Annotated in this window: 21 protein-coding genes; 7 read left to right on the forward strand and 14 right to left on the reverse strand. The window is 61.8% G+C overall.

Going from position 1 to position 22,911, the window contains the following annotated elements; all coding sequences use genetic code 11:
- The 5 genes from ahcY to FH975_RS16880 form a co-directional block, all read right to left on the reverse strand.
- The gene (gene ahcY, locus FH975_RS04355) at positions 1–1,473 is read right to left on the reverse strand and encodes an adenosylhomocysteinase (RefSeq protein WP_162320236.1); all 1,473 of its coding nucleotides are present in this window, start codon (positions 1,471–1,473) and stop codon (positions 1–3) included.
- A gap of 268 nt (positions 1,474–1,741) precedes the next feature.
- Entirely contained in the window at positions 1,742–2,110 is a 369-nt protein-coding gene (locus FH975_RS04360) for a DUF3499 domain-containing protein (protein ID WP_162320237.1), read from the reverse strand.
- Between the two features lie 59 nt (positions 2,111–2,169).
- Complete coding sequence (locus tag FH975_RS04365; protein ID WP_162320238.1) at positions 2,170–4,005, reverse strand: DUF5719 family protein; 1,836 nt, start codon at positions 4,003–4,005, stop codon at positions 2,170–2,172.
- Positions 4,002–7,604: a glycosyltransferase family 2 protein gene (locus FH975_RS04370; protein WP_162320239.1), complete on the reverse strand. Its 3,603-nt coding sequence runs from the start codon at positions 7,602–7,604 to the stop codon at positions 4,002–4,004. The genes FH975_RS04365 and FH975_RS04370 overlap by 4 nt, the downstream gene beginning before the upstream one ends.
- A 33-nt stretch (positions 7,605–7,637) precedes the next feature.
- The gene (locus tag FH975_RS16880) at positions 7,638–8,192 is read right to left on the reverse strand and encodes a WhiB family transcriptional regulator (protein ID WP_162320240.1); all 555 of its coding nucleotides are present in this window, start codon (positions 8,190–8,192) and stop codon (positions 7,638–7,640) included.
- A gap of 186 nt (positions 8,193–8,378) precedes the next feature.
- On the opposite strand from FH975_RS16880, the gene FH975_RS04380 reads away from it, so the two are divergent.
- Positions 8,379–9,119 (forward strand): TIGR03089 family protein, encoded by a 741-nt coding sequence (locus FH975_RS04380; RefSeq protein ID WP_162320241.1) that lies wholly within the window; start codon positions 8,379–8,381, stop codon positions 9,117–9,119.
- Here the strand turns inward: FH975_RS04380 and FH975_RS04385 are convergent.
- The 5 genes from FH975_RS04385 to FH975_RS04405 form a co-directional block, all read right to left on the reverse strand.
- Positions 9,100–9,621 (reverse strand): GtrA family protein, encoded by a 522-nt coding sequence (locus FH975_RS04385; RefSeq protein ID WP_235928504.1) that lies wholly within the window; start codon positions 9,619–9,621, stop codon positions 9,100–9,102. The two genes, FH975_RS04380 and FH975_RS04385, sit on opposite strands and share 20 nt — an antisense overlap.
- Positions 9,621–10,763: a mannose-6-phosphate isomerase, class I gene (gene manA / locus FH975_RS04390; protein ID WP_162320243.1), complete on the reverse strand. Its 1,143-nt coding sequence runs from the start codon at positions 10,761–10,763 to the stop codon at positions 9,621–9,623. Before manA ends, FH975_RS04385 begins: the two co-directional genes overlap by 1 nt.
- Before the next feature lie 123 nt (positions 10,764–10,886).
- Entirely contained in the window at positions 10,887–12,542 is a 1,656-nt protein-coding gene (locus FH975_RS04395; protein ID WP_162320244.1) for an LCP family glycopolymer transferase, read from the reverse strand.
- Complete coding sequence (gene purE / locus FH975_RS04400; RefSeq protein WP_162320245.1) at positions 12,542–13,108, reverse strand: 5-(carboxyamino)imidazole ribonucleotide mutase; 567 nt, start codon at positions 13,106–13,108, stop codon at positions 12,542–12,544. The genes FH975_RS04395 and purE overlap by 1 nt, the downstream gene beginning before the upstream one ends.
- Positions 13,105–14,349, reverse strand: a complete 1,245-nt coding sequence (locus FH975_RS04405) for a 5-(carboxyamino)imidazole ribonucleotide synthase (RefSeq protein ID WP_162320246.1) — start codon at positions 14,347–14,349, stop codon at positions 13,105–13,107. The genes purE and FH975_RS04405 overlap by 4 nt, the downstream gene beginning before the upstream one ends.
- 155 nt (positions 14,350–14,504) lie before the next feature.
- On the opposite strand from FH975_RS04405, the gene FH975_RS04410 reads away from it, so the two are divergent.
- Together FH975_RS04410 and FH975_RS04415 are read left to right on the forward strand one after the other, a co-directional pair.
- Positions 14,505–15,632 (forward strand): S8 family serine peptidase, encoded by a 1,128-nt coding sequence (locus FH975_RS04410; RefSeq protein ID WP_328821776.1) that lies wholly within the window; start codon positions 14,505–14,507, stop codon positions 15,630–15,632.
- Between the two features lie 22 nt (positions 15,633–15,654).
- Positions 15,655–15,906, forward strand: a complete 252-nt coding sequence (locus FH975_RS04415) for a hypothetical protein (RefSeq protein WP_162320248.1) — start codon at positions 15,655–15,657, stop codon at positions 15,904–15,906.
- Between the two features lie 58 nt (positions 15,907–15,964).
- Here the strand turns inward: FH975_RS04415 and FH975_RS04420 are convergent, their stop codons facing one another.
- On the reverse strand, positions 15,965–16,567 hold the full coding sequence (locus tag FH975_RS04420) for a TetR/AcrR family transcriptional regulator (RefSeq protein ID WP_162320249.1): 603 nt from the start codon (positions 16,565–16,567) through the stop codon (positions 15,965–15,967).
- A gap of 115 nt (positions 16,568–16,682) precedes the next feature.
- Here FH975_RS04420 and FH975_RS04425 point away from each other — a divergent pair, with 115 nt between their 5' ends.
- A complete protein-coding gene (locus FH975_RS04425) occupies positions 16,683–17,378 on the forward strand; it encodes a YqeB family protein (RefSeq protein ID WP_162320250.1) in 696 nt (231 codons plus the stop codon).
- 110 nt (positions 17,379–17,488) lie between these two features.
- Here the strand turns inward: FH975_RS04425 and FH975_RS04430 are convergent, their stop codons facing one another.
- Entirely contained in the window at positions 17,489–18,955 is a 1,467-nt protein-coding gene (locus FH975_RS04430; RefSeq protein WP_162320251.1) for a protein adenylyltransferase SelO, read from the reverse strand.
- Between the two features lie 102 nt (positions 18,956–19,057).
- A complete protein-coding gene (glpX, locus tag FH975_RS04435) occupies positions 19,058–20,098 on the reverse strand; it encodes a class II fructose-bisphosphatase (protein ID WP_328821777.1) in 1,041 nt (346 codons plus the stop codon).
- 102 nt (positions 20,099–20,200) lie between these two features.
- On the opposite strand from glpX, the gene FH975_RS04440 reads away from it, so the two are divergent.
- The 3 genes from FH975_RS04440 to FH975_RS04450 are packed head-to-tail and all read left to right on the forward strand — an operon-like array spanning position 20,201 to position 21,954.
- Positions 20,201–20,815 (forward strand): DUF4245 domain-containing protein, encoded by a 615-nt coding sequence (locus tag FH975_RS04440; protein WP_162320253.1) that lies wholly within the window; start codon positions 20,201–20,203, stop codon positions 20,813–20,815.
- On the forward strand, positions 20,808–21,434 hold the full coding sequence (locus tag FH975_RS04445) for a carbonic anhydrase (protein WP_162320254.1): 627 nt from the start codon (positions 20,808–20,810) through the stop codon (positions 21,432–21,434). Before FH975_RS04440 ends, FH975_RS04445 begins: the two co-directional genes overlap by 8 nt.
- A gap of 7 nt (positions 21,435–21,441) precedes the next feature.
- On the forward strand, positions 21,442–21,954 hold the full coding sequence (locus FH975_RS04450; RefSeq protein ID WP_235928509.1) for a prepilin peptidase: 513 nt from the start codon (positions 21,442–21,444) through the stop codon (positions 21,952–21,954).
- Here the strand turns inward: FH975_RS04450 and galE are convergent.
- Complete coding sequence (galE, locus tag FH975_RS04455; protein WP_162320256.1) at positions 21,947–22,897, reverse strand: UDP-glucose 4-epimerase GalE; 951 nt, start codon at positions 22,895–22,897, stop codon at positions 21,947–21,949. The two genes, FH975_RS04450 and galE, sit on opposite strands and share 8 nt — an antisense overlap.
- Positions 22,898–22,911 lie beyond the last annotated feature (14 nt).

Raw genomic sequence — 22,911 nt, forward strand, 5'->3', positions numbered from 1 at the left:
TCAGTAGCGGTAGTGCTCAGGCTTGTAGGGACCTGCTGCATCGATGCCCAGATACTCTGCCTGATCCTTAGTCAGCTCAGTAAGCCTGACGCCCAGGGCATCGAGATGCAGTCTGGCGACCTTTTCATCAAGAATCTTGGGCAGGGTGTAGACATCGGACAGGTACGCCTCAGCGCCCTTGAACCCTTTGTGGGACTTGGCGAAGAGCTCAATCTGGGCAATCGTCTGGTTGGCGAAGCTCGAGCTCATCACGAACGACGGGTGGCCCGTCGCATTGCCGAGGTTCAGCAACCGACCTTCTGAGAGGAGGATGATCGAGCTGCCGCTGGGGAATACCCATTCGTGGACCTGAGGCTTGATCTCCACCTTCTGGATTCCCGGAATTCTGGCGAGTCCGGCCATATCAATTTCGTTGTCGAAGTGCCCGACATTGCCCACAATGGCCTTGTCCCGCATCCGCTGCATCTGTTCAGCAGTGATGAGGTCTTTGCCTCCCGTTGTGGTGATGAACAGGTGTGCCTGGTCAACAACGTCGTCAAGCTGAGCCACTTGGTAGCCATCCATCGCGGCTTGGAGCGCGTTAATCGGATCGATCTCTGTGACGATGACCCGTGCCCCCTGTCCGCGGAGTGCATCGGCGCTACCCTTTCCGACGTCGCCATAACCGCACACCACTGCGGTCTTACCTCCGAGCAGCACATCTGTGGCTCGCATGATCCCGTCTGGCAGGGAATGCCTGACGCCGTATTTGTTGTCGAATTTCGACTTGGTGACCGAGTCGTTGACGTTGATGGCCGGGAACAGCAGACGTCCGTCGCGTGCCAACTGGTAGAGCCGGTTGACACCGGTGGTGGTTTCCTCGGTCACACCCTTAATCGCCGAAGCGATGCCGGTGAACCGGTGAGGGTTCTCGGTCATGCTCTGCCGCAGTGTCTGCAGGATGATTCGGTACTCTTCTGGGTCATCCTCTTGTGCTGAGGGAATACCGCCTGCGGCCTCGAACTCTGCACCCTTGTGGACCAGCAGCGTGGCATCTCCACCGTCATCGAGAATCATGTTTGCCCCGACGGCGGGATCCTCGTCAACCCCTGGCCAGGCAAAGATCTGGGCGGCGGTCCACCAGTACTCTTCGAGAGACTCGTTCTTCCAGGCGAAAACCGGGACTCCCTGCAGGTCCTCTGGGGTGCCGTTCGGGCCGACGACTACGGCCGCGGCGGCCTCGTCCTGCGTGGAGAAGATGTTGCATGAGGCCCACCGAACCTCCGCGCCCAGGACTACCAGAGTTTCAATCAGCACTGCGGTCTGCACGGTCATGTGCAATGACCCCGCAATCCGTGCACCCTTCAAGGGCTGCTCCTCAGCGAATTCCTCGCGCAGTGCCATCAGGCCTGGCATTTCATGCTCAGCAAGACGGATCTGGTGCCGGCCTGCCTCGTGCAGAGAGATGTCGGCGATTTTGTAGTCGAAACTCATGAATAGTGATCCTTCAGCAAAGTTGGGACGCCCTGGTCTATCGGATATCGCCGACTGTCATCACTGACGGCAACCAGCTCCTGGCCCTCTTGGCGCAAGCGACTGCCAGTCGCCGGGCATCGCAGTATCTGCACAATGGAGGACTCGATCGAGGACGCGCTGGGCATGGGCTCCAGGATACCTCTCACCCACGGCGGGCGGGTGCTCCTCTTGTCATGTGCCGACGTAATCCTCCGGCGGTCTTCGCCTCAGCTGAGTGCGAGCCTACCTAGTCAGGAAGGAGCCGGAGGTGCCCTCGGCTCACATTGGAGCTGTTCTCCGGGGCTGACAGTGGGGTCGGAGCCTGCCTCGCAGGCGCGGCCGCAACCGACTCGCGGCGAGGTTCACGCACAGCATCAGCCAACGCCAAGAGATCGTCCTCGCCGCCCTCCGGCGACGAATAATCCAATCGCAGCAGTTCCCACCCACGGGGTGCGCGCACCGCATCAGCGTGGGAAGCACACAGGTCATAGGCGTGCGGCTCAGCGTAGACACTGATAGGACCTACGACAACGGTCGAGTCGGCGTAGGAATACGTCAGGGTCGCCACGGCCGGGGCAGCGCAACTGTGTTTGGTACAACGGCGTTTAGAATCCACGAGCACTGAGCCTACCCAGCGCGCACCGACATTGCGGGGATTCTGCTCCTACCCGTGTCCTACTGCTCGATGCGCAACGGGACATGCTGGGCACTGGGGCTGATCGGCACTAGGTGAGCGGAGGTGAAGCCCCCGGTCTCATCACGGGACAAAGCCCCACCGTAGACTTCACCCTCCGTGGAGGCAACCACCACGGCCACAAGATCCTCGAGCCCCGCTGACTGCGCCTGGTCGACGAGTTCGTCGTAGGTCACCACCGCTGATGCACCAGGGGCAATCTCCTGATGCAAGTCCTCCGTTCGTTCTCCCTGACTGTCGAAGAGACGGTAGGTGACCTGGGCCTGCGGCTCTGCCTGCGCGGCAAGAAAACGCAGCTCAGTTTCATACCCGGAAGAAAGCACCACCCCGGAACCTGCATCCAGCGGTTCTGCTGCGGTGGACCAACTGAAATCCGCGATGGGAGCCGTCTCCTCCTCCTGGATCTCCGCGTCGAGTTCTTCGCCGGTGATGGGATCGAACTCTGGCTCACCACCGACTTCAACTGTGACAGGCTCTCCGTCTCCCGCGCTGCGTACTGCTGCGAACATCGGGTAGTCGGAATTCAGAACAACATCGTAGGTGCCAGCCGGTAAGCCGTGCAGTCCTGCTGCCGAGACTCGTCCCGGCTCCAGCGTGAACACTCCCGGGGTCTCCGTTTCCACCTGACCTTCGGGGTCGAAAACCTGAAACTCAACGGTGACTGCATCTTCGCCTGGGACATAGAACCACATTTGCGGGTCCTCATCGGCCCCGGCAGGCACCCCCAGGGCCGTGTGCTGCTGCTGGGGTCCCGGCAGCGCCGTCAACATCTCCACCCCGAGACCTGTCCCTCCGGAGGACCGGGCAGATTGGAACTGACCGGCCAACGGAGCGCCACTGGCCTGAACATGTACAGCGACCTGGGCGTCTGACTCAACCAGTGCCGCCAAATTCACGGTGCGCACCGAATTCTGCGGAATAAGCAACGTTGTAGCGCCCAACGCCCCCGTATCGCCCTCTCCATCGTAAGTCGTTACTTCTGCAGTGGCGTCACGGCTGTGCGGATTCGCAAGAGTCAACAGCGAGTTCGCACCACCACCTGTCTCAGGCCCCAGGAACCATTGACTCCGGGCCGGCTCTTCGCACATCGCTGCCGTCATGCCTGTCACCAGGCCGGAGTCGGCGCTGTAGGTAAAACCTGCAGCAGTGACTGCGGCGCGGGAGGGGGAACGTCCCTCCAATGGTTCGACTTCAACCAGGGGCAGGCCCTGCTCAGTGTCGAACTCGCCTGTGGTCAAGGGCCGGTCCACAAGGGGCCCTTCAGTATTGTCTTCGCGTTCGCCTGCAGACACCAGGGGCTCTGCCTCGCCACGTCCCTCATCATCCAGCGAATACCACTCGGCGGTAGGAAACTCTCCATTGACGGCCGCGAATACCAGCGCCCGTCCGCTTGTCGTGACCGAGTCGTCCCGGTCGGCGTAGTCCACAACGCCTTGGTCGGAGAGAGAATCCGGCACTCCGGGTACTGCCGGACACGCCAACCTCTCTGTCACCTCGGGTCCAGCCACCGCGTACGGTTCGAGCACGACTGTGCGCTCCTCGTCGTCTCCAGCTAGTTCCATACTCGCCGACCCCACTGCAACTGCCACCAGGCTGAGCCCCGCCAGCGCTGCCACGGCTCGCGCGGCTTGTGCTGACCGCGCCGGTCGCCTAGGTGTATCGGGGGAAGGTTCTGTCTCTTCAACTCCGTGTGGGGACCCCGTCGATCTCGAAGCGGGACGGGCATCCCGGGATTCGGCCATCCGCTGCTCTTTGAGCGCGCGGCGTCGAGCCTTCTGCTGGGCTTTGATGTACTTCTTAACTTTTCTCGAGGTCATATCGCCCCCTCGGTTCGATACCTCAGGCGCTCATCGGAGACCACGGGCAGAATCCTCCAACTGCGGGGCAGAGGCAGCGCGATGAGCAGGAATATCAGCAGCAGCGCTCCCGTCGAGATGAGAATCGGATACTGGAATTGGGAACTGTGGCTCAGCGTCAGATTGCCCTGAGGGTCGTCGGCGAAACTCTCCGGGAGGTGGAACTGTCGGATCCAGCCGACGTCTTCCGGATCCACTCCTAGACTGTCGGCTGTCACCGGCCGCAGTCTCTCTCCGTCTAGCGAGGCCTGCCAGCCGGATGCTCTCTCTGCGGCGATCTGTACGTAGTAGTCGGTGCCTTGGATGACTTCAAGGTCTCCGCCTTCGGGCTGCTGAACCGCGGAGAGATCCACGTCGATCCGGTGGTGTTCGCTGGGCAGCAGAGCAACCTGCTCACCGTCGGCAGCAACGATCCGGGCCCAGGCTGCGGGTGCTCCGACTACTTCTTCTGTGGCAGCGAGCTCGTCAGATAGCCCCGAGTCTATCCGCCACAGCGCACCGTACTCGGTCTCACCGACCGATGTCAGTCCACCAGAGGTGTCAGCGGCCTCCCGCAGAGCTGTGCCTTCTGTGACCAGCACATAGCCGATGCCAAGCTCAAAGGCCATCTCTGCGATGCCCTCAGAACCGGGTACGACGACGCCGGCAACCAAGTCCGCCAGCCGCTGTTCGGACTCACTGAGCTCCCCTGGAACGCTGTCCCCAGCCCCGAACGATGAGGCCTCGATGGTCGCGGATGCCCACACGGGAAGGTGCTGCCCGGCGGCAGCGCTGCGGTGTTTATCCAGAGCTTCACCGCCGCGAGAGCGGATCTCAGCGGTCACGCCCTCATGCGAAGACGAGAGCACCAATGTTCGGCTGGCCGCTGGCCCCATGCCCAGGTCTGCAGCGGTGGCGGGCAACGTCCGGACGGTACCAGGTCGGATGAGGACTTGTTCGTCGTTGACTGCCGTAATCGTCTTGTCCGAGAGTTCGGTGGCCGGCATCAGTCGCGGCGCAGCCCAGAACACACCGGCCGCGAAGATCGCCAACACCAACAGGGTTGATGCCACGGGGCTGAAGACCCCGCCCAAAGCAGAGGAGGAACGGTGGGTCGCTTGAAGGCCGCTGATTGCTGCAGCGACCAAGCACAGGGCCAGTGCCGAAACCACAGGTCCGGTGTAGGCTCCCACGACTTCGCCGCCCACCGTACCGGCCGCTAGTCGACTCACCAGTGCGGAGTATCCCACCAAGCCAAGTGCTATCAGCCCACAGGTGATCACCAGAGCTCGGCGACCCGCTGCCAACATCGCCAGCAATGCGATGACCAGAAGTGGCGCGCCGATCAGAAGCGCCAGTCGCAATGCCCAAAAGTCAGCGCCGAGCACCTCCGGCAGCCACACGAGGCCCCCCGAATTCGTGGCTCCTGGAAGCCCAGCCACGGGGTCGAAGGCCTGTGAAAATCCCAGCAGCTGCTGCCACACCGGAGCGGAGGCACCTGCCTCTGCGCCTGTCAGGGTCCGGCCTGGCTCCGAGACCAATACGGCGATCACGCTGGACCCGCGGTCCAGCGCAGAGATCAGCATCGGCGAGAATATCGCCAGTGCAGGAATCGGCAGCAGCCAGAGCACGCGTCCCTGCCCGCGCAGCAGCAACGCGGCGATCACGCAGCAGAGCACGGCCGGTATCAGCAAGACAGGAGCGGCAGACGTCACCACTGCCAAGAGAAGGGCTGCTCCTGCAGCAGTCTCCCATCCTGCGGTCAGGCGCAGAGCAGCCACACGGCCTGTATTGTCCCGCCGCCGACCGTGGGCGCGGACCGCTCGAACAGTGGTGAGGACAAGCACGGGAAGGAGAATATGCGCCATCACGGCACCAACTCTGCCCTGGCCCGTTGCTGCCTGCAGCGCTGGAAGAAGCGCCCAGACCAGCGCAGTGATCACTCTGTGGAAGGACGCGGAGCTCCAAAGTCCCGCCGCCCACCAGGCCGTAAGAGCGCTTAGTGGCGCTGCGAGGATCACTACCCACAGCAGCAATGCTGAGGCGTGACCGACACTCACCGCTGACAGAATGAGCAGTACCAGGTTGAAGGGGTCAGCAGCAGCACGTTCGCCCAACGAGTCTGCTACTAAGAACGACAGACTATGGGCCCATACCTCATTGATTGATGCGGAAACCGGCACCGCGGCGCCTCCGCCCAATGCCCCTGCCAGGAGCAGCTCCCTGAACCCGACCAACGACACACCAGTCAGTGCTGTCAGCAGGAGAAATAACCCTAAACGGTCCCCCGACCCTCGGGCCGGTAGCTGATCGAATTCACCGTCACCCGAGCCGATTTCCAGCAGAGCCCGCTCATCCCCCGGCGCTCCACTGACCGCTGCAGTGTGCTCGCCACTGACGCCAACTGTCTCAGCGGTGGTGTCTCGGCGACGCTGGTCACGCAGTTGGGCCCCGTCGAGTCGGTTCTCACGTACAGCTTGTTTACCTCTCGCCAGCACTTCTTTGCCGGAGTCGCCTGACCTCTCGGGTCGGGAAAGGGCCGCTCTGCGCCCGGCAGCGCGGTGGCGGCGAAGTCGAGCTATGGCGGCCCAGTTCATCAGGGCGCCGGCTGAGCTGCCGAACTGGGAAAGCCCGGCATCGGGGGCCTTGCAGACCAGGAGAGCGACGAGGCGGCCTCCGGCTGCGAGCCACAAACCCAACCACAGAAGCGGCAGCAGGGCAGGGTGCGCCTGGCTCAGCCGGACCCGAATCTGGCTGCTCCGCTGGGCTGCGGGAAGCAGGAGGCTGCCTGCCAGCCGGTGCACCATCTCTCGCTGGGGTGGTTCGACTCGGCGGACTGCCGCGCGGGACTCCAGGACAGCGCGAGAGCCTATTTCGCGGGCGCGGGCGCAGAATTCGGCAGCTGCGTAATCCGCCTCCAACTCTGGACTGAATCCACCTAAGTCTCCAAAGAGGCTGGCTCGGACAAGCATTCCGTGGGCAGAGACCCCTGGTACTTCGTCTCGCCCGTCGTATTGGCCCTGATCCAGCTCCTTGGGCTCAGTCAACGTGGTCACTTCACCTGATCGGGTGCTCCAGAGACCGGCATTGAGCAAGCGGGGCTCCTCTATTCCGGCCACCCACTGTTTGGCTCCGACGATCTCCACGGACCGATGCGTCTCCTCATCCTTGACGGTGAAGATTCGGTCTTCGAGGTCTTTCAGCGCCTCCGGCTCCGGTACGGCATCCGCGGGAAGAATCCACAACCACTGGAAACGGGGCGTAAAGCCATCCCCCAGTTGCCGCTCAAAAGTTCTCCACAACGGGGTGGACTTCACTCCCCCGGGTCCAGTGGATAGTGTTCGCTTAGGCTGACGGCGGTCGTTGAGCAAACGCGAGTGGAGCGACCGGGATAAGTCCTGGGGTCCGGTGTAGTCCGATGAACTCAGCTCGATGACACTGTCAGCCTGTCGACTCTGCCATTCCAGACCCGCAGCAACGTTCAGTGCCCGACCGTGAGTGTCCCACTGCGGGGACGCAAAACCGCCGCCGTCATGAACTACGACGGCGGCGATGTGGAGGCGAGCAGGAGTGCCACTCACCTAGTGTCCCCTGGGGGGTCTATCGGGAGCACTTTAGCGAGCTCGTCTCTTCAACTTCCGACGTTCTCGTTCAGAGAGCCCACCCCAGATACCGAATCGTTCGTCATTCGCCAGCGCATAGTCGAGGCACTCCTGCTTGACATTGCAGGCACCGCACACCTTTTTGGCATCGCGGGTGGATCCACCCTTTTCAGGGAAGAATGCCTCTGGATCAGTTTGGGCGCACAGGGCATCTACCTGCCAGGACAGTTCACCTTCAACCTGCTCGGCTGGCATCAGTGTAGGGATACCCAACCAAATCGAATCGGTCGATTCAGAGGTGCTCGTCCCGGGGTTGGCCTGGGTGCGGCGGGAAGGCGCCTCACTCAGAGCCGTCACCGTCCCGCGGGTCTCAGCTTCCGCGGCCTCAGCCGCTGCAAGGAAGGCAGTCGCCTGATCCTCTAACGCGGTGCCGTGTTCGAGTCTTTCTGCTGCTGCTGGGTCAGCCGGATCGACGAACCAGTCTGGCGGCACGTCGAGTCCGCTGCTGCGGACAGATTTTTGGTCCTGCTCGGGGCCGATTTCACTCAGCCGCTGCGGCTTCCCCATGCTGTGGGCCTCCCCCGGCTCTTTCCCTACGCTTATACACTCGTAACGGTCCTTGTCTCGTCCCTAATTACACTGGTGTGAGTAAACATTCGTCAAGTGCCGTCGGCGAGTCGCGCCGAGCCGGCGCTGCGGAGGCGCCATCTGGGACGATGCCGTTGTCAGCCCCTATCAGAAGGACGATCACTTATGTGCCCACTCAGCTTGGGAGGCTCCCAGCAGAAGCAACCCACAGAGTTCGGCGAACTTCTCCGCCTTCTGGACTCACGTCCGCAGCCTGCACTGGTCTACTACGACGGCAGCTCGGCCTCCCTTGAGGAGTCGGCACGGATCGAACTCTCGGGCAAAGTCCTCGCGAACTGGGCTAACAAACTCATCGGACTGTTCACGGAGGAACATGACCTCTCCACGGGTGACCCGGTGTTGGTGGACATGATGCCTCATTGGAAAGCCGCAGCGGTGGCGCTGGCAGCTGCATCAGCAGGGGCTGCGGTTCTGTTTCAGCACGCTGACGCTGAGCCGCCTCATCCGGACCCTCGCCTGGTAGTGACCGACCGCCCGATGCGGTGGCTCACCGGAGATGAGCTGGGAGACGCAGAACTCGCTGCAGTCTCCTTGGGCATGGTGGATGCCTCCTACCAGGAGGCCACCGGCGCTGAACTCCCAGTGTGGGTCACCGATGTCTCAGCTGAGGCACGCCAGTTCCCGGATCAGCTGCTGACCCCGATTCCGACAGTGGCGCTGCCTTCAGTGGAACCCGCGGCAGGTGGGGGCCCGCTGGTGATCCGGCGGTGGGATTCTCACAGCCTCGCCCACATGGTGGGCACATGGGCGGCAGGCGGCGTCGTCGTGCTGTTCCAGGGACCTGAGGACGGCGAGATGTGGGAACAGATGCTGCGCAACGAGGGGCTCAGTGAGCGGATCCCGTGATACGCGGAATCTCGTCAGTGTAGGGAGCTGCATGTGCGACGGCGCGAATCGTGTCACTTTCATCGTCACCGGTGAAGACCCAAAGTTTGTACGCGACGAATCGGAAACACATGGCGAGTCCCATACCGATGATCGAGCCCGAGACGAATGAGGCTAGTTCGCTGCGCAGGCCCAAGATGTAGAAGCTGAAGGCGACGCAGCCAGACATGATGAGCAGACCGATCACATTCATCAGGACGAACATGGCGAGTTCGCGCAGGCGGGTGCGAGTGCGCTGATGCCGGAAGGTCCAGTAGCGGTTCCCGATCCATGAGAAGAGGGTGGCTACTGCCACAGCTATGGCTTTGGCTTTGACATGAGATTCACCCATCGGACCCGTGATCAGCCAAAGGAACACTGCGGAGTCGATGACGAATGCACCAGCCCCGACGACTCCGAACTTGGCGAGCTCGCGCCACAGCGCCTGGAAAAGTCGCAGTCCTCTTCGCAAAAGGTCGACCATCACAGTCCCCGCCCTGTGGAGGCCCAGTGCTGGGTTTCCGGACTGCGCGGCTGTGTGATGAGCAATCGGGCGTCATCCCCAGCCAGAACCTCGGAGACGCCATCGGCGATGTATGCCGACTCGCCGGCGCTGAGGGAGATTTCGCCTGTAGTGAGATGGCCCGACGTGCAGAGCGCGATCATGGGCCCTGCGCCGTCGGTCCGGTATTCCGCACCAACAGCCGGGAAGTCTATTTGGGTCAGTTGAAACTCCTTGGCTTCGGTCGCATACCGCAGGACGCCCGAACCCAGTGGTGTCGGTTCTACGATACGGGGGGTCTCTGGTGCGGTGTTGATAGTTTTCAGCAGCCCACCGACGTCGATGTACTTAGATGTCAGACCTCCACGCACCACGTTGTCCGAGCAGGCCTGCACCTCTATCGCTGCACCGTGCAGGTAGGCGTGAAGTGTGCCCGGAGCCACATAGAGCGCCTCACCCGGGGACAGGTCGACGCGATGAAGCATCAAGGCAACAAAGATGCTGGAGTCACCTGGAAAACTCGTTGAGGTGCGTTTGAGAGTGTCAGCCAAGGCTGGTTCCAATGATGAGGTGTCTCTCATGGACAGTTCCTCAGCCGCAACGCTCAGCAGACCTGATGGGTCTTCCAACGCGCTGCGCACAGCGGTGGCGTAATCCTCTCGAAGGATGTCCACAGACAGCGCTTCAATGGCAACGGCGAGGTCACCTTCCGCAATGAGGCGCTGGACCTGGGTGAGACGGCCTACAACGGCATCTGGCGTGTCGAATCCGGACAACGCGATGAATGGGGTGAGGGCGAGCGCCAGCTCAGGTTTGTGGTGTGGGTCGCGATACGTCCGCTCTGGGGCATCTACGGCGATCCCGGCTGTCTGCTCGTCGGCGAAGCCTGTCTGAGCCTGTTGCTGCGACGGGTGTGCCTGAATGGAGAGCGGTATCTCTGCGGCAAGGACTTTGACCATAAAAGGCACATCTGAGAGCTTGTCCCCAGTCTCAAGAAACGAGGGGGCCGCGGGGTGGGAGCCCATCCATATTTCGGCCTGCGGACTCACTGAGGGCGCCCAACCAAAAAGGTCACTGAACGCCGTTCTTGAGCCCCATGCATACTCTCGAATGGGGTTTGTCATTCTGAACACTACTTAGACTCTATCAGCGGCCTCCAGGAACTAGGCTGCGGGTTGGCCCTGTGCCGCTCAAACTGTGGTGAAGGTCCCAGCGGACCCTGCACTCAGTGTGAGTGCACAGGAGACTCAGTCAGCTGGGCTGCAGTCACCATTGCCTGTTGCGGCCTGTTCCAGAATGCCGACTTCTCCACGTTGTTGGGCTTCAATCAGATACGTCTCGGTGAGCGGTGAGCCGTCGGGCTGGGTCAGCTCTGTCGGCTCCGGCGTTGGTGCTACCTCTGGTTCATCGCCTGCTACGGCCTCGTCGCTGTGGTCGGGGCTGGGCCCTGGCGGTTCAGCGTCTTCCTCGGGATCGGCCTCATCATCGCGGGTATCGGCCTCAGGCTGGGGAGCGGCATCTTGTTCTTCGGGACCATCTCCTTCCCTGGCGATGAGCTCGTCAACTCGAGCATGAATCAGGTCAAAGTCTGGGTAGGTCGAGAAGAGGTCTCCTGCGCTGCCAAAGTCTGGGGCGCCGAGCGTCAACCGCTGCGGGGAATGGTCTTGAGCCTCTGCGGCAAGGCTGAGCAGACTGCCCAACTGAGACTGCGGCAGATTAGTGTCAACGAGGTTCTCCCCTGCCGTCATCAGCTCAGTGAACCGAGTCAGCAGCGTCTGCGGGGAAAACTGCCCGATCATCGCCTGCTGGACGCACTGCTGACGCTCAATGCGAGCATAGTCATTACTGAAGTCACGGGAGCGCGCGAAGGAGAGGGCATCGTCACCGTTAAGTTCGAGCGTGCCGGGTTCGAACCAGCGATTTCCCCATTCATTGGTTTCAGGGTGGCGGCCGCGGTAGGGGACCCAACCACCGGATTCAACGGTGATCCCGCCCATCGCGTCAATGAGATCAGAAAAACCGCCCATGTCCACCATGACGTACCCGTGCATGTTTAGATCGAGGGTTCCTGAGGCCGCGTCCATCATGGCCTCTACACCGGGGTCTTCGGCCTCAGGGTACAGGTGGCTGTAGGAGTTGTGCACTTCCGTGTAGAGAAAGTTGATGATGCACTCATTGCCGCAGTTGTATCCATTGGGATAGACCTCCCGCATGGGAGAGTCTTCACTGAATCGTGCGTTCTGGAAATTGCGGGGGATGGAGAAGATGATGGTCTCTGCGGTGTCCTGGCTGACGGAGACGACGTGGATGGAGTCGGGCCTCAGCCCCTGGCGTCCTTCACCTGCGTCCGCGCCGAGCATCAGAAAGTTATAGCGCCCCTCATCGGCAGGAATGGCTGCGCCCTCGCTGAAAATTCCAGCCAGCGCCTGGCGTCCCTCGTTGATGATATGTGATGCGTAGCCGAGCCCGCCTGAGGTCAGCACTATGAGCCCAACCATCAGCACCACGAGAATCGGTTTGAAACCGGGTGCCAGTTGTCCTATTCGAATCAACCGGAATGTATCCAGCCAGAGGAGCAACCAGCCGATCGCCAGCGCAGCTAGAACGATAGACGCTGCCCACATCACGAAAGGTTGAGTCAATGCGCTGAGTAGCACAGAGCGCATGGTGAAATACATCGCGAGTCCAAGCAATGCCGTGAACCAACAGCCCACTGTGACAGCGAGCGCGATCCTGCCGAGTGCCCGGGATCCCACTGTGACCTGTGCTCCGCCCGGGACCACGAGGGTGAGCAGGGTGAGCAGGCAGGCTCGTTTGGTCCGATCGCGCTCGCTGGCAGAGCGAGGGTTTCGCAGCGCATCATTCTGCCCTTGGAACTCGTGGTACGTGATGGTCGGATTCATCACCCGGGGTGTCCGCCTCTCGCCCGGTAGGTTCCCAGCTGCGCTGCCTCGCTGCGTAGCGCCTCTCCCTTGGCGTGCGCCTGAGCAGCCAGGTCAGACTGGAAGGCTAAGAGCTTGTCGCGGAGGTCTGCTGCCTGCTGGTCAGTTCCAGAGGCCAGGGTTCGCACAGCCAACAGACCGGCGTTTCGCGCCCCCGCGACGGAGACGGTGGCCACCGGCACACCCGCTGGCATCTGAACGATCGACAGCAACGAATCCATGCCGTCGAGGTATTTCAATGGCACAGGCACGCCGATGACAGGAAGCGGCGTGACAGAGGCCAGCATTCCCGGCAGATGCGCAGCGCCGCCGGCACCAGCGATGATGACCCGCAGCCCGCGGGTGTGCGCCTCAGTGCCGTAATCGATCATTTCGGCAGCCATTCTGTGAGCGGAAACGACGTCGGCTTCGAACGTGATGCCGAATTCGTCAAGTGTTTCTGCAGCGGCTTTCATCACCGGCCAGTCGGAGTTGGATCCCATCACGATACCCACCTGCGGGCGGCTCTGCTCAGCTGGGGATGTCATAGTGGGGCCTCCCCATCAGTCAAGATGCGCGCAACCTCAGCAGCGTTCTGGCGGACCCGGCCGAGTCGGGCGCGTGTGGCGTCGAAGGATTCATCGCGTTTGCTGGTCTGGGACAGGAGCGTGACGTGGCCGACCTTGCGGCCGGGCCTGGGGTCCTTACCGTAGATGTGAATCTTGGACGCTCCCGAGCGTCGCATGGCAGCTGGGAGCGCAGCATGGAGGTCGTGATTCGCCCCGCCGAGCAGGTTTTTCATGACAACATAACCCCCAGCCCCACCGGTGACTGAGGTCGCCCCGAGGGGAAGGTCGAGGACCGCACGAAGATGCTGTTCGAACTGGCTGGTGACTGAACCGTCCATCGTCCAGTGACCGGAATTGTGAGGGCGCATAGCCAGTTCGTTCACATAGAGACCAGGTGATGCCCCAGCCACGCCATCATCTTCGGCGATTTCGAAAAGCTCGACCGCGAGCATGCCGGTGACGGCGAGCTTCTCTGCGATCACGGTGGCGATTCTCTCCGCTTCGGCGACATGAGCCGGTGAGGTGCGCGGCGCCGGCGCGACGACCTCATCGCAGACGCCGTCTTTCTGGTTCGATTCGACGACGGGGTAGGCCGCGGTGGCTCCGGAGGCCCGTCGCGCCACCTGTGCGGAGAGTTCCCTCGTAAAGGGCATTTTCTGTTCCGCGAGGAGGCCCGTTTTCTCTTTCTCTGCTCGCTCGAACCAACTGTTCACTGCGGCGTCGTCAACGCGCGCGGCGTCGTCGAGCACCATGACGCCCTTACCGTCATAACCGCCGCGTGGTGTCTTCAGGACCACGGGCCACCCGACAGCGTTGCCAAATGCTAGAAGGTCCTCTGGAGTACGCACTTCAGCCCAGTGGGGATTGGGCAGACCAAGCTCTTCGACGGCTCGGCGCATGGCCAATTTGTCCTGGGCATAGAGCAGCGCATCAGGCGACGGGTTCAGGGTCGCTCCGGACTGGACAAGGGCCGAGAGCACGTCCGCGGGCACATGCTCATGGTCGAAGGTAATGGCGTCCAGCGGCTCGGCGAATGCAAGCACGTCCTGTACGTTGCGAAAATCACCGATGACGGTGTGCGCGATGACCTGAGCAGCGGAGGACTCTGCCGACCCGGCGAGCAGGTGGAGCTCTATACCGAGGTGTGTAGCAGCGGGCGCCATCATACGAGCCAGCTGGCCGTCACCCAGCACTCCGATTTTCGGCACAGAAGTATTCACAGTCCCCCATTATGTGCCACGGACCGGTTCAATACTGCAATCACCACACCGGTCGCGACCTCAAGCACTCTGCGAATGTGGAGGCTGACATTCTATTGTCGAGTTGTTGAACGCAGTGTGTCGGGGAGGGATAAAGAGTTATGGCGCGGTATGTGGTGACTTTTGACACGGCTGATCCCGGGGTCTTGCAGGCGGACGCTCCCGACTTGTTGGTGAGCCATGGGTTTTCCGCTGATACCTATTTCTCCCAGTTGGGCATTGGTGTGGTTGATGCTGAGCCCGAGCAATTGGAGAGTTTCAGCAGCCGGTGTCGTGAACAGCGGCGTCCTATGACGTTCACACCGGAGCTGACGTATTACGCCATCTCGGACTCCCCGGCAGCGGCTGGTGCGGCTGAACCGACCTACCGGGATACTTCCGAGTTGAGTTGGGGGTTGCAGGCGATCGGGATCAGCTCCGCGATGGAGCGTGGTCACTGTGCGGAGGGTGTCCGTGTGGCCATTCTGGATACTGGTGTCGACCTCGCTCATCCGGACTTTGCTTCGCGTGGAGTCACTGCGGAGTCGTTCGTTGCCAACGAAGGGCCGCAGGATGCTCACGGTCACGGTACGCACTGTCTGGGCACCGCTTGTGGACCGTGGCAATCCGGCTCCGGTCCAGGGTATGGTGTGGCACCGCAGGCTGAGGTTTACGCCGCGAAGGTCTTGGGGGATAACGGCACCGGATCCGACTCCTCGATCCTCGCTGGCATCGACTGGGCGCTGCAGAATGGGTGCCAGGTTATTTCCATGTCTCTGGGTGCAGATGTTCGGCAGGTCCATCCGCCGTATGTCGCCGCAGGGCGCCGAGCCCTGGAGCGGGGTTCATTGATCGTCGCCGCTGCCGGCAACAACGCCCAGCGCAGCGCTGGGAACCCTGGGTTCGTCGGGGCGCCGGCAAACAGTCCACATGTGCTGGCCGTGGCGGCGGTTGGGCAGCACCTGAGCACCGCGGACTTCTCTGCGCGGTCTTCGTCTCAGGACGGCGGGGAGGTCAATGTCACAGCCCCGGGCGTTGAGGTGCATTCGTCCTGGCCGGGCGATGAGCGCTACCGGAGCATCAGTGGCACCTCTATGGCAGCACCTCATGTGGCTGGGATCGCTGCCTTGATATCCGGGGCCACCGGTTCACGCGGTGAAGCCCTGTGGAGAACTGTGGTTGGGCACGCCGTGCCCCTGATGCACGAGGATCCGGAAGATGTCGGTGCCGGTTTGGCGAAACTCCCGGAGCCCCACAGCTGGTGACTCCAGCGAAGGAAGTCTGAGGATGACACACCAGGAATGGATCATCACTGTGGACGACGAGCATGTCCAGGGCATAGATGAGGTGGTCGACGCCCTCGAGGCAGTCGGGTTTCGTGCCAGCGGAGTGCTGCGCAGTCTGGGCCAAGTGACTGGAGAGACGACATCGACGCAGCAGGATGATGAATCGCTCCGGCAGGCGCTCGCTGCGGTTGCAGGCGTCGCGTCGGTCGATGCGGCACGGCGCTACAGAGTCGCGCCTAGCGACTCCGACTGAGCCTGACGGAGACCGACTCTGTCACAACCATGGCGATGCGAAACGGACACAGGCTGCCTCAGCTCACAGCAAGGAAGGCTCGCACAGTAACCACCAGCTGGGGAATGTGCCCTGCTGCGTCGAAATCAGGGTCCAGCGCCGCATTTAGATACACGGCACTGACCATGGCACTGATCCAGGAGGCGGCGTGGTCAATGGCCAGAGACCTTCCGATCTGATCGGCGTCTGCTGCTCTGCGCATCAGGAGTCGGATCCCCTCCTTCTCTCCCTGATCGACCCTCTCCAACTCCTGCCGCACTTCGGGGTCGCGGTGGGCTTGCAGCATCGCCTCCAAGACCAGCTGTGGGACCATCGGATGAGCGGCTGCCGGCTCTGCCAAATGCGCCACGTAAGCCAAGAGGGCCTCCAACGGATCCGGATCGCTCACGAGGCTCTCCAGCAGCATCTTCGTGTCCTGCTCGTCTTGGCTCAGCACCGCCAGAAACACTTGCTTCTTACTTGTGAAGTAGTGGTAGAGCTTCCCCGGGCTGATGCCTGCCTGCGAACAGATCAGCGCCGTTGTAGTGCGCTCGTAACCCCGTTTCGCAAAGAGAGCAGCGGCGCAGTCAAGGACATGTTGCCTATTGTGCGCGTATTTTTCCACATCCACGGTTCGTGCCACAGCGGCCTTTCCTCAGGAATTAATCGAGTGATCACTCGGATATAGGCTACTATGTCCACTATTCGTCATGCCGAGAGCCGTGAACAGTCATTACGAAACCGAGTAGGAGGGCCTCGTGTTCGCACCCAGCACCACTGTGACCATCGATTCCAAAATGGCCCCCGCTTTCGCTGCCACAGGTGCCGCTGCGGGATTCGTCGGCGCGCTGCTGGTCGGACCCGTGGTGTCCTGGTTGCTGAACCGCATCGACACAGCGCCCGGGCCACTCCGTCTGATCGATCAGCTGCCCCTGCTGTGGTCGATCCCACTGCTGACGGTGCTCGGGGCAGTTGGCGGATGGATAGTCTTCGCAGTCTGGAACGAAGAGGTAGGGCGAGTCGTCATCGATCACCAGGCCGTCCGTCTCGAGTCGAAGAAAACCACCAGCGTCTACTCCCGTGAAGAAATCGCTGAAGTGTTCCTGGACAAAGATGAGCTGGTGATTCTGGATCACCGCTTCCGGGAGCTTTCTCGCACCGCCTCAGACAACGGGCTGGCATCCAAACTTGCCACTTCTTTCATCGAATTTGAATATCCCTGGGCCGGGGCGAAAGATCCAAGGGACGAGGCATTCATCGAATGGGTGGACCGCAGCGGTAATCTCCACTCCGTCACGCACTCTTTGCTGCGAGCCCGACATCGAGCTCTGACAGACGGGAAAGCGGGGGAAGCTGACGCTCTGCGGGAGCAGTTGGCCGCCCACGGCATCGTCGTTCGCGATCGTGGTGGCAAACAGCAGTATCGGCTCTCGACTGATGCCCCAGGGGCCTGAACGCCACACTCCTGAGGGGGATCTCACCCTCGCAGTTTCACGCACGTTGTGTAAGCATCAACAAGTCTGTGGATTCGAACCCGGCCCTTGTTTCACCTTTTGTCGGGTCCTTACGTCCCACAGAAGGTTTGGTAGGGACCGAAACTCGCAGGCGCTGGCAAAGCATAGCGAACGAAACCCTCACGCTCGCGGTATGGATCGGTGACGGCTTCCAGGAGTTGGTGAAACGGTGCCGTGTCACCCCGGGTTGCTGCCTCGAGGGCTTCCTCCACCAGGTGGTTTCGCGGAATGTAGGCGGGGTTTTCCCTGTCCATCTGTTCTGCATTCGGGGCGAGATCGCGCCAGCGATCCAACCAGGCATCGAGCGCCTCGAGATCTAGGGCCATCTCCCGAACAGGTTCAGCGTCACCGCGGGCTGCGTGATTGAGTGCCCTAAAGAACGAGGTGTAGTCGAGTGACTGCGCCTGCAGCAGGACCACCACGTCATTGGCCACCGAAGTGCTGGTCTCGTCGTCTGGGTCAGGCGACAGCCCGAGCTTGGCCTTCATACCCAGCACCCATGCGGCACTGTACTCGCAACGAAAGGCACCCAGGGCTTCCTGTGCCAGGGCGAGTGCTTCGTCTGCGTCATCGTCGAACAGTGGGAGCAGCGTCTCGGCGAGACGAGCGAGGTTCCATTCCGCAACGACGGGCTGGCTCTGATAGGCGTAGCGGCCGCTCTGATCGATGGAGCTGTAGACCGCCGCGGGGTCGAAGGCGTCCACAAACGCGCAGGGGCCGTAGTCGATGGACTCTCCGGAAATTGCCATATTGTCAGTGTTCATCACCCCGTGGACGAATCCGATCAGCATCCACTGCGCGACCAGTTCTGCTTGCGCAGAGACCACCGAGGCGAACAGCGCGAGACACGCGTTGTCAGCATTCGCGGCGCCAGGATAATGCCGGTCGACGGCGTGGTCGGCCAAACGGCGGACCAGCTCGCTGCCACCGGTGGCGTGGGCGTACTGGAAACTCCCTACCCGCAGGTGACTTGCGGCCACCCGGGTAAGCACCGCACCCGGTAACGGCTTTTCGCGCTGCACAACGTCACCGGTGGCGAGGACCGCCAGAGAACGTGAGGTGGGGATGCCGAGGGCGTGCATGGCCTCGCTGATGACGTATTCACGGAGCATTGGGCCGAGTGCAGCTTTACCGTCGGCGCCGCCGCGGGCGAAAGGGGTCCGTCCCGATCCTTTGAGGTGCATATCCCACAGCTGGCCCTCCGCGTCGGTAAGTTCACCCAACAGCAGCGCGCGGCCGTCACCCAGGCGCGGAGAGTATGAGCCGAATTGGTGGCCAGAGTACGCCTGCGCTACTGGCGTAGCACCGCGGGGGACTCGGTTGCCTAGCAGCAGGCGGACGCCATCGGGGCTCTGCAAGTCTGCAGGGTCCAGGCCCAAGAGACGAGCCAGAGGTTCGTTGAGCATGATCAGCCGCGGGGCGGCCGCCTCTTCGGCCGACCACGGAATCGACAGCTCTGGGAACTCCTGAGCGAAGCGGCGATCCAGTGCAATATCCGGCTGCGATGTGTCGCTCACAGGAACGACACCTCACTTTCTTCCACATCAGAGCAGTGGTCTCCCAAGGCTATCCCTTTGGTCGGATCCCAGACTCGGCTTCGCGACCTTGGTTATTGCTAGCTAGCGGGTGTAGGACTGCCACTTACGGCGGCGGTGCTCGGCTTCAACGATTCGCACAGTGCCGGACCTAGCGCGCATAACAATCGACTGGGTCGTCACTCGGTCACCCTCGTAGCGGACTCCGCGCAGCAGGTCCCCGTCGGTGATACCAGTGGCCGCGAAGTAGCAGTTGTCCGACCTCACCAAGTCATTGGTGGTGAGAACCTGTTCTACATCGTGACCAGCGTCGAGGGCCCGTTGTTTCTCCTCGTCGTCTTTGGGCGCGAGCCTGCCTTGGATGACTCCACCCACGGCTCGGATGGCGCAGGCAGTAACGATGCCTTCAGGCGTGCCGCCAGTTCCCATCAGGACGTCAACGCCGGTGCCGGGACGAGCCGCGGCGATTCCGCCGGCTACGTCACCGTCCATGATGAAACGGGTCCGGGCCCCAGCGTCACGGATCTGCTCAACAAGCTTGGAGTGCCGGGGTCGGTCAAGAACGCAGACGTTGAGCTGGTCGACGCTCTTGCCGGTGGCTTTCGCGATCAAATGCAGATTTTGCTTCACGGGCAGTCGAAGATCGACCATGTCAGCAGCCTCGGGCCCGGTGACCAACTTGTCCATGTAGAACACAGCGGAGGGATCGAGCATAGAGCCCCGCTCCGCTACAGCCAATACGGCCAGGGCATTGTCATAGCCCAGGGCGGTGAGTCGGGTTCCGTCAATGGGATCTACTGCCACGTCTGCCTCAGGGCCACTGCCGTTGCCCACATGTTCGCCGTTGAACAGCATGGGAGCTTCGTCCTTCTCCCCCTCACCGATGACAACCACCCCGTTGAGGTTGACGGTGTCCAATAGGGACCGCATGGCGTCTACAGCTGCCCCATCGGCACCGTTCTTGTCACCTTTGCCGACCCAGGCGCCGCCGGCGATGGCAGCGGCCTCAGTGACTCGCACCAACTCCAGAGCAAGGTTGCGGTCCGGTTCATCGTCCCCCACAGCAAGTCGTGGGTTCAGGTGAGAGTAGTCATCGTCCTGCTGGGCTTCAGTGTTTGGGGTCACTGTGGTCCACCTTCCGGATCTCAGAATGCGCCCGACGTCCATGTCTGGCTGAAGACCAGCATATCGGGTGGCTCTCGTCTCGCTAATGAGAGAATGGGGAGTGTGAATGATGAGCGCCCCGTACAGATCACCCCCTCACAGGCTCAGCGCCTGCGCACACCGATGATGGGCATGATCATCACCATGGTCGTGCTCTCCGGGATCTTGGCAGTTTTCTGGTTCATGAACCCTGAGCCGGATGTGACATACAGCCGCGATGAGGACGTTCATGAGGCTGCCGCCTGGGCGGCCGATGTCACGGACTACTCTCCAATAGCAGCTGATGTACCAGATGGCTGGACGGCCAACTATGCCCGGTGGGAGACCCGAGCCGAGCAGGGTGTCGAGGTCTGGGAGGTCGGGTACACCACTGCGAACGTCAATTTCCTCGGCTTCGCCCAGACCGACCACGCCAACCCAGCGTGGGTGAACGCGGAGACGAACATGGCACCGGCGACCGGCTCGATCACTGCGGAAGGGCTTACCTTGGAGACCCGCGAGGAGGGAGACCGGCGCTACTATGTGCTGGAGGCTGAGGAGAACTCAATTGATGGCACCACAGTCGTGATCAGCACAGATGCGCAGGAGGCCGAGTTCCAGGCAGGTTTGGACGCGATCATTGATTCGATCGGCCGGGACGTTCCCCAGAACGATGACGCCGAGGAGGGTAATGACTGAGCAGGCAGTGAAACAGCCCACCCCTGCTGAGGCTTGGGAGCTACTGCGGCAGGGCAACGCCCGGTTCGTCAACGGAGATGTCCGCCACCCCAACCAAAACGCAGCCCGGCGCTCCTCACTGACCGAGTCTCAGCATCCCGTTGCCGCCATTTTCGGCTGCTCGGATTCGCGGCTGGCCGCCGAGATCATCTTCGATGTGGGTCTCGGCGATGTCTTCGTGGTGCGGACTGCGGGTCAAGTCATTGACGACGCGGTCATGGGCTCGCTGGAATTCAGTGTTGATGTCCTCAACGTACCCCTGATTGTGGTGTTGGGGCACGATTCGTGCGGAGCAGTGTCAGCAGCTTTGAACGCTGCCGAGACGGGGTCCCTACCCGCTGGTTATGTGCGCGTACTGGTCGAACGGATTTTTCCCTCGGTGCTCAGTGCGCAGAAGACTGGCACGCCCACTGTTAACGACGCGGTGGAGGAACACGTCAAGCAGACTGCTCTTCGGATGGTCGACCACTCACGAGTGCTCCATGCCGCTGTCGGAGAGGGACGCACCGCAGTAGTCGGGGTGACGTATCGACTTGAAGAAGGCAGAGCCGATGTGGTCTCACAGATAGGAGACCTCTAGACCGGTGATGTCGTACATCGGTGAACTGCTTTCCTCCGGGGCCGCGGCGCCGGTGGTGGCAGGCCTTCTGCTGCTCTTCGGCGGCGTCGTCTTCGGGGTGTGTGGGACAGCACTGGCGTTCATAGATGTTCAGCAGCACCGCCTGCCCAACCGCATCGTGTACCCCTGGGCGGGTTTTACCGCCGGACTTCTTGTGCTGGTGACATTCCTGCTCGGCGACATCACAGGGTTGGGCCGGGCCCTGGCAGCTGGCGCATTGTGGGGAATGCTGTTTTTCGGCGTGCGGATGATCCACCCACCCTCCATCGGTATGGGTGATGTAAAACTCGCCGTGGTGCTTGGTCTTTATACCGGCTTCCTGGGCTGGGAGGTGGTGGCAACCGGGGTTGCCCTGTCATTCCTGCTGGGCGGACTAGTCTCGATCTGGTTGCTCATGACCAGACGGGCGACGTCGTCGTCCCGAATTGCCTTCGGCCCGTTCCTCATCCTGGGTGCCGCTGCTGCTTTAGTCCTCAGCTGAATTGCTGAAGGGCTGTCCACGCATCGGCAACCATCTCTCGGATGTCCCGTTTCGGGCGCCATCCGAGTTCTTCTGCCGCACGATCCCCTGAGGCGACGAGCACTGCCGGGTCACCGGCACGGCGCGGAGACTCTGCGGCCGGCACGTCACGACCGGTGACAACTCGGACTGCATCGATGATCTCCCGCACTGAGGTCCCCGTGCCCGTACCCAAGTTGTACACTGCATGCTTGCCGGCCGTGGCTGACCGCACGGCTCGAACGTGGGCGTCGGCAAGATCCACCACATGTATGTAGTCGCGGATGGCGGTGCCGTCCCTCGTGGGATAGTCGGTGCCGAATATATTGGCCTGCGGTACCTCTCCGAGTGCTACGCGAAGCAGATTGGGGATCAGATGTGTCTCCGGGTCGTGGCGCTCTCGCAGCGCCCCAGCCGCGCCAGCCACGTTGAAGTAGCGAAGACTCACTGCGGCGAGTCCATGGGCATGAGCCTCTGCGGTGAGCATATGGTCGATGGCCAGTTTCGAAGCACCATAGGGGTTGGTGGGCCGTGGGGGGACATCCTCGGTGATCTTGTCCACTCCGGGCTCGCCGTATACGGCAGCGGTGGATGAAAACACCATTCGTGGCACACCCGCGGCTCGCATAGCGTCAATCAGCCGCAGTGAGGCCACGATATTTCCGTGCCAATATCGCTCTGGGTGTGCAACGGACTCGCCCACCAGGGACTTGGCAGCGAGGTGCACCACTCCGTCAAAGCTGGGATCCAACACCTCGCTGGCGTCGCTGATGTCTCCCTCATGCCAGACTGCTCCGGGAAGGCCCAGATCTCCATGACCGGTGGTGAGATTGTCCAGGATTTCAACGGTGTGACCGTCGCGAAGCAGTTGCTGGGCTACAACGGCACCGATATAGCCGGCACCGCCGGTTACGAGAAGTTTCACGTGTCATACCCTAC

Source organism: Nesterenkonia haasae, from assembly GCF_010119385.1.
In the GTDB taxonomy this organism is placed as follows: Bacteria; Actinomycetota; Actinomycetes; order Actinomycetales; family Micrococcaceae; genus Nesterenkonia; species Nesterenkonia haasae.